Source organism: Variovorax sp. Soil_C_33 (assembly GCF_057656935.1).
The window spans coordinates 227,851-233,850 of the sequence record NZ_JBDGJK010000011.1 but is presented as its reverse complement, the minus strand read 5'-3'; the positions used below and the strand labels follow the sequence as shown (position 1 = coordinate 233,850).

Below are 6,000 nucleotides of genomic sequence, written 5' to 3'. Positions count from 1 at the left end.
GCGAGGCCCCCTTCATCCCCCGTACCTCCGCTACCGCAGTCGATCAGCGAGGGGGAGGCGTCCATACCATCTCCTTGGAGCGCATGGGCACTTTGTCACGATTCTGCCGCCGCACGGTGCGGCTGGATGTCGGTGCATGACCTACAGCGCCACCGACCCGCACGCGATGTTGCGCACTATGACGCGAAAGTTCTATCCGGCGTCGGCGCGCGTTGATCGCAGCGCGGAGCCCCTGACCTATTCTGCGGGCTCGCAACTACTCGAGACATCCGTGATGAAACACCGCGTCGATCGCAACGCAAGCTTCGCCCCCTGGGCCGCGGCCTTCCTGCTGGCCGCTGTCGCTCCGGCCCATGCGCTGGTGCTCGGCGTGACCGAGGGCGTGACCTACAAGGCCAGCGACAGCCAGATAGAAGCCAGGTTCGAGCCGATCGCCGAGGCACTGAGCAAGGCGCTCAAGCAGCCCGTGACCATCAAGGTCCTGAGTTCGTACCCCAGTGCGCGCGAAGCATTGAGGCAGAACCAGGTCGACCTGGCCTTCGTGCATCCGGCCCACATCGCCTTCGAAGCGACCAAGGGCGGCAACTACAAGACGCTCGCCTGGACCGCGGGCTTCACCGACTACAAGGTCTCGTTCCTGTGCAAGGACCTGCAGGCGATCTCCAACTGGAAGGAAATCGTCGGCAAGAGCCTGGTCATGCCCGACCCGGACTCCATCACCTCGGTGATCACACGCGCGATGCTGCGCGAGCAGGGCCTGCAGGACGGCGCGGTCAAGACCACCAACACGCGCTACCAGGACGCAGTGCCCTTCTACGTGCAGAACGGCTTCGCCGCCTACGGCGCCACGGCCTCCACCGGGGTGGTCAAGGCCTGGAAGTCCACCGGCGGCAAGACCTGCGCCGAATCGCGCCCCGTTCCCATCAAGCAATGGCTGTCATCGAGCAAGCTCGATGCGAGCGCGGTCGCCGCGGTGCGCGACACCTTGCTGGGGCTCGGGCAGTCGGAAGGCGGCAAGCGCGCGCTCGCCACCTCCACCTATTCCGGCTTCATCGCGCCTTCGACGGAAGTCGAGAAGACCCTGATGAACTGGCTCGGGATCTGAGCCGCACGACGAGCGCTGCGCTCGCCGTCGCGGTGGCGAGCGCCGTGACCGCCATCCAGCCCCATTCGGCGAACAGCAGGCTGCCCAGCGCCGCGCCGGCGGCCATGCCGATGAACATGCCGACGAAGAGCACGGCATTGAGGCGGCTGCGCGCGCCCGGCTCGATGCCGTAGACGATGGTCTGGTGCGCGATCAGCGCGGCCTGGATGCCGAGGTCGAAGCCGATGGCGCAAGCCACCAGCAGGGCGAGCCGGGCGTGCGGCTGCAGCAGCGGCGACAGCGCCATGGCCGCGAAGGAGACCACCACCAGCCCCGCGCCCAGGCGCGTCACCAGCTCGGGCCCGCGGCGATCGGCGATGCGGCCAGCCACGGGTGCGGCCAGCGCCCCGGCGGCGCCCGCCAGCCCGAAGGCACCGGCCGCTGCGCTGCCCAGGTGGAAAGGGGCGCCGTGCAGCATCACGGCCAGGGTGGACCAGAAGGCGCTGAAACCGACCGAGAGCAGGCCTTGCGCCAGCGTCGCGCGGCGCAGGGCGGCATGACGCTGCCACAGCGGGGCCAGCGAACCCAGCAATGCGCGGTACGACAGCTGCGTGGTGGGCCGGAAGCGAGGCAGGCGCTGCCATGCGGCGGCGCCGATCAGCCCGATGCTCGCCGCGGCCGCGACGAACACCGCGCGCCAGCCGAAATGCTCCGCCACGAAGCCGCTCGCCACACGCGAGAGCAGGATGCCCAGCAGCAGCCCCGTCATCACCGTGCCGACCACCTTGCCGCGATGGGCCTCGGGCGCGAGCGTGGCGGCGGCCGGCACGATGTCCTGGGCCATCGTCGCGGCCAGGCCGATGACGAGGCTGACCGCCAGCAGCGCGCCGATGGAGGGCGCCGCGCCGGCCAGCAGCAGCGCGGCGCCGAGCACCGCCGCTTTGATCAGGATGATGCGGCGCCGGTCGTAGCGGTCGCCCAGCGGCGCCAGGAGCAGGATGCCGAGCGCATAGCCGAGCTGCGTCAGCGTCGGAACGAAGCCGACGGCGCGGTCGGAGGCGCCGATGTCCGCACCCAGCACGCCGAGCATGGGCTGGCTGTAATAGATCGAGGCGACGGCGAGGCCGGCTGCGGCCGCGAGCAGGAGAACCAGCGAGGCCGGCAAGCCCGGCGCCGCCCGGACCCGCTCCGGGACTGGCAGCGCCGATGTTGATGCATGCGAGCAATGAATACCAGACATGGTGTTAACCCTTAAAAATTCCCAAGAACCGGAGTCTGGGGCGGCAGCCTCCGTCGTGGTAGCCGCAAGGTGCGCACAATTGATATACGCTGCTCGCATGAAAGCGCCCGTCGCACCCTCGGCCTCCGCCGACCGCATCGCGCTGATGCAGACCTTCGTCCGCATCGTCGAAGCCGGCAGCCTGTCGGCGGCGGCGACGCAGATGGGATCGACCCAACCCACCGTGAGCCGGCGCCTGCAGGTCCTGGAGCGATCGCTCGGCGTGCGCCTGCTGCAGCGTTCCACCCATGCGATGAAGCTCACCGAAGACGGCGAACGCTGCTTCGAGCGTGCCAAGGAATTGCTCGCGAACTGGGAGGCCTTCGAGGCCGACCTGCGCGGCACCGGCGACGAGCCCGAAGGCAGCCTGCGCGTGATCGCGCCGCATGCCTTCGGCCAGTCGCAACTGGTCGAGCCGCTGGCCCGCTTCCTGCGGCGCTATCCGCGCGTGACGGTGGAGTGGCTGCTGCACGACGACACGCAGGACTTCATCGCCAAGGGCATCGACTGCGCGATCCAGATCGGGGAGGTCAGCGACCCCGCGGTGGTCGCGATCAAGCTGGCCGAGGTGCCGCGCATCGTGGTCGCCGCGCCTTCGGTGCTGGCCGGCGCGCCAATGCCGGCGCACGCTTCCGAACTGGCGGGCCTGCCCTGGCTGGCGCTGCGCACCTACTACCGCAACGAGGTGACGCTCACGCACGCGGCGAGCGGCGAAACCCATCGCTTCGCGATCCGGCCGCGCATGAGCACCGACAGCCTGCTGGCTTTGCGCCACGCTGCGGTGCTGGGGCTGGGTGCGGGCGTGGCCTCGGCCTGGCTCCTGAGCGAGGACATCGCCGCGGGCCGGCTGGTGCAGCTCGCGCCGCAATGGTGCGCCGCGCCGCTGCCGGTCTACCTGGTCTATCCGCACGCGCGCTTCTATCCGGCCCGGCTGCGCCGCTTCGTGGAGGCGATGCGGGAGGCCATGCCGGCGGTGGTGGGGATGCGCCGGCGCGAAGAAGTTATCCTAGGCAAAACTTGATCAGGGGCACGCGGGCCTCCCGCCGCCCGCATCGGCCTGACCATCCATCCGAATGAGCAAATCCATCCTCGCATCCCTGGCCTTGGCCGCATGCTGCGCCGGCGCCCTCGCGCAGCCGCTCAAGCTTCCGGTCGAGAGCAGCGACCAGGGCACCCTCTACGTCGCGCCCAACGTGTCCCCCACGGAGACCTCGGCCCGCACGAACGGCGCGATCATCGGCACGCAGCGGCCCGACGGAAGCGGCGCGTACGGCGGCGTCGACACCTCGGGGTCCCGCCCCAACTACTCGCTCGGCGCCAGTACGGGAGGCAGCACCTCGTTTTCGGCAGGCGCCCATTCGGACGGCAAGAGCAACGCGGGCATCAAGGCCGGCGTGACGATCAAGTACTAGCCGACGTTCACGCGCGGCGGAACAGCAGCACCGCGTTCGTGCCGCCGAAGGCGAAGGAACTGCTGATCGCGGCTTCGAGCTGCGGCGCGGCTTCACCGGCCTCGCGCACCAGGTTCAGGCTGCACTCCGGGTCGACGGTCTTGCAATGCGCGTTGGGCGGCAGCTGGCGCCGAGCCAGCGCCAGCACGGTGATCACCGCCTCGAGCGCGCCGGCGGCGCCGAGCAGGTGGCCGTGCAGGGCCTTGGTCGAGCTCACGCGCAGATCGTCGAGCGCCTCGCCCCACACCTCGGCCAGCGCGTTGCGCTCGACCACGTCGCCGATGCGCGTGGCCGTGCCGTGCGCGTTGCAGTAGCCCACGTCGCGCGGCTGCAGGCCGGCTTGGCGCAGGGCGGCGCGCAGGGCGCGCGCCTGGCCCGGGGCGTCGGGCTTGGTCAGGTGGGTGGCATCGCAGCCGATGCCCCAGCCGGCCAGCGTGGCATGGCTGCGGGCGCCGCGCCGGCGCGCGCGCTCGGCCGATTCGAGGACGAGGAAGGCCGCGCCTTCGCCGAGTGCGAAACCGCTGCGGTCGCTGGCAAAAGGGCGGATCGCGCCAGCCTCCTCGCCAGGCTGGAAGCCGGCCAGGGTCTGCATCGCCTGCCAGGCCAGCAACACGCCCGGCACGATCAGCGCTTCGCTGCCGCCGGCGATGGCGATGTCGACCTCTCCGCGCTGCACCGCCTTGGCTGCTTCGGCAATGGCCACGGCCGACGAGGCGCAGGCCACGGAATAGGTGAGCACCGGGCCGTGGACACGCTGCCGCATCGCCACCTGCGAGGCCGGCGCGTTGGGCATGAAGGCCGGGATGGTGAGCGGCGGCATGCGCCCGGCGCCGCGGTAGGCCGCCTCGAGCGCGCCCGCGCCGCCCATGCCGCAGCCGGCGTAGACGCCGATGCGCTCGGGGTCCACGTTGCCGAGCGCGCCTGCATCGCGCATCGCCAGGTCGGCCGCGGCCACGGCCAACTGGCTCACGCGGTCGACGCCGGCGAGCTGCAGCTTGGTGAACCAGCGCGATTCGTCGAAGGCCACCGTGGCGGCGGCGGCCGGCTTGGGCAGCTCCGGGAGGACGGGTCCGAGCGCGGATTCGCCGCGCATCAGCGCATCGAAGACCGTGCCCGGATCGTCGCCATGCGGCGCGACGAGGCCCAGACCGGTGACGGCGACCTCGGTTGTCACTTGGCCTGCGCCAACCTGACCTTGTCGACCACGGCCGCGAGCCCGGCCAGCGTGTCGATGCTGTTCGCGTCGTCGTCGGTGATGGAGATGGAGAAGTGGTCTTCGATCGCGAAGACGAATTCGACCAGCGTCAGCGAATCGAATCCCTTGTCGCGCATGGACGCGTGAGGGTCGAGTGCCGCCGCCTCGATGCCGTACTTCTCGTGGATCAGATCCTGTAATACTTTCAGCGAACTCATTGTGCGATGTCCGTCTTCACGCCGGCCCTGGCCTCATCGATGGGGAATGATATCCGCTCGACCGGCAATGGCTGCGGGCCGGGCCGCCAGCGCAGCGAGGGCAGCACGAAGGCGATGCCCAGCAGCGCGCCGGCCAGCGCGTCGAGCAGCACGTGCTGCTTGATCGCCAGCGTCGACCAGGCAATGGCGGCGAACCACAGCCAGTTCAGGAGGCGCACGAAGACCGGCGTGCGCGCGCGGCGCAGCACGTCGTCGATGCGGATGGCCGTGAACATCGCGACCGCGACGTGCATCGAGGGGCAGGCATTGCCGGGCGCGTCCACGCCCTGCAGCAGCGCGAAGCCCGGGAAGTCCGAGGCCGGCGCCGCGAGCGGCACCTGGGTCGGCCAGTAGTGGAACAGGCCCAGTCCGGTGAGGCACAGCGCGCCGACCCAGAGGCCGTAGACCACCAGCTCGCGAAAGCTCAGCTGCAGCCCGGGCGCGATGCCCACGTAGAGCCAGAGCGAAAAGTAGGCGACCAGCGCCTGGGGCTGGAACGGGATCAGGTGGTCGAGCGCGGTCAGCGGCATCACCGTGACCGCGAAGTCCGGATGGCGCAGCACGTGGAAGTAGCCGATGAAGAAGAGCCAGGTGAACACCGTAACGCCCACGACCTTCAGTGCGAAGAGGCGGCGAATCCGCAGGCCGATGTCGGCGGTCCAGGTCTGTGGAGGGGAGGGCGCCATGTACGGGGTTGGTCGGTCGGTGATGCTTCGACCGGGTCGATCATGCCT

General features: G+C 70.1%; 7 protein-coding genes. 3 read left to right on the top strand and 4 right to left on the bottom strand.

Annotation, left to right across the window (positions count from 1 at the left end; all coding sequences use genetic code 11):
- The first annotated feature begins 274 nt into the window (after positions 1 to 274).
- Positions 275 to 1,105 (top strand): phosphate/phosphite/phosphonate ABC transporter substrate-binding protein, encoded by an 831-nt coding sequence (locus AC3A6B_RS18735; protein ID WP_487838170.1) that lies wholly within the window; start codon positions 275 to 277, stop codon positions 1,103 to 1,105.
- Here AC3A6B_RS18735 and AC3A6B_RS18730 read toward each other — a convergent pair.
- Positions 1,050 to 2,324 carry an MFS transporter gene (locus AC3A6B_RS18730; RefSeq protein ID WP_487838169.1) on the bottom strand — a complete coding sequence of 425 codons (1,275 nt, stop codon included), beginning with the start codon at positions 2,322 to 2,324 and terminating at the stop codon, positions 1,050 to 1,052. The genes AC3A6B_RS18735 and AC3A6B_RS18730 overlap by 56 nt on opposite strands.
- A 97-nt stretch (positions 2,325 to 2,421) precedes the next feature.
- On the opposite strand from AC3A6B_RS18730, the gene AC3A6B_RS18725 reads away from it, so the two are divergent.
- Together AC3A6B_RS18725 and AC3A6B_RS18720 are read left to right on the top strand one after the other, a co-directional pair.
- On the top strand, positions 2,422 to 3,384 hold the full coding sequence (locus AC3A6B_RS18725; protein ID WP_487838168.1) for a LysR family transcriptional regulator: 963 nt from the start codon (positions 2,422 to 2,424) through the stop codon (positions 3,382 to 3,384).
- Between the two features lie 52 nt (positions 3,385 to 3,436).
- Positions 3,437 to 3,775, top strand: coding sequence for a hypothetical protein (locus tag AC3A6B_RS18720; protein WP_487838167.1), 339 nt, complete (start codon positions 3,437 to 3,439; stop codon positions 3,773 to 3,775).
- A gap of 7 nt (positions 3,776 to 3,782) precedes the next feature.
- On the opposite strand, the gene AC3A6B_RS18715 is transcribed toward AC3A6B_RS18720, so the two are convergent.
- The 3 genes from AC3A6B_RS18715 to AC3A6B_RS18705 are packed head-to-tail and all read right to left on the bottom strand — an operon-like array spanning position 3,783 to position 5,952.
- A complete protein-coding gene (locus AC3A6B_RS18715; RefSeq protein ID WP_487838166.1) occupies positions 3,783 to 4,988 on the bottom strand; it encodes a beta-ketoacyl-[acyl-carrier-protein] synthase family protein in 1,206 nt (401 codons plus the stop codon).
- Positions 4,985 to 5,227, bottom strand: coding sequence for an acyl carrier protein (locus AC3A6B_RS18710; RefSeq protein ID WP_487838165.1), 243 nt, complete (start codon positions 5,225 to 5,227; stop codon positions 4,985 to 4,987). The genes AC3A6B_RS18715 and AC3A6B_RS18710 overlap by 4 nt, the downstream gene beginning before the upstream one ends.
- Positions 5,224 to 5,952: a phosphatase PAP2 family protein gene (locus tag AC3A6B_RS18705; protein WP_487838164.1), complete on the bottom strand. Its 729-nt coding sequence runs from the start codon at positions 5,950 to 5,952 to the stop codon at positions 5,224 to 5,226. The genes AC3A6B_RS18710 and AC3A6B_RS18705 overlap by 4 nt, the downstream gene beginning before the upstream one ends.
- Between the last annotated feature and the right edge of the window lie 48 nt (positions 5,953 to 6,000).